The organism is Acinetobacter rongchengensis (genome assembly GCF_003611475.1).
Classification (GTDB): Bacteria; Pseudomonadota; Gammaproteobacteria; order Pseudomonadales; family Moraxellaceae; genus Acinetobacter; species Acinetobacter rongchengensis.
Genome location: NZ_RAXT01000223.1, coordinates 1 through 319, shown reverse-complemented (window position 1 = coordinate 319; position 319 = coordinate 1). Strand labels below are relative to the sequence as shown.

Annotated in this window: 2 pseudogenes; both read left to right on the top strand. The window is 43.6% G+C overall.

Annotation, left to right across the window (positions count from 1 at the left end):
• A pseudogene (locus D7V20_RS19640) lies at positions 1–115 on the top strand (3-oxoadipate CoA-transferase); the annotation flags it as partial.
• A 123-nt stretch (positions 116–238) separates the two neighbouring features.
• A pseudogene (locus tag D7V20_RS20270) lies at positions 239–319 on the top strand (hypothetical protein); the annotation flags it as partial.

The window sequence follows — 319 nt, the reverse complement described above, 5'->3', positions numbered from 1 at the left end:
GATTGATGTCACTACTGAAGGTTTAAAAGTCATCGAGAAAGTTGACGGTTTAAGTTTCGCAGAATTACAAGCACTGACCGGTGCAACGTTGATTGATGCGACGCAACAGAATTAAGGATTTGAATCCCCCTAAATCCCCCCTTTGATAAAGGGGGACTTCCTTGATTTCTAAATAGGATGACTCCTCCCTTTCTTAAAGGGAGGTTGGGAGGGATTTTAGATTAAGAGAAGAAAAGACATGAAAGACGCTTATATTATCGATGCCATTCGTACCCCATTCGGCCGTTATGCAGGAGGCTTGGCTCCTGTACGTGCAGAT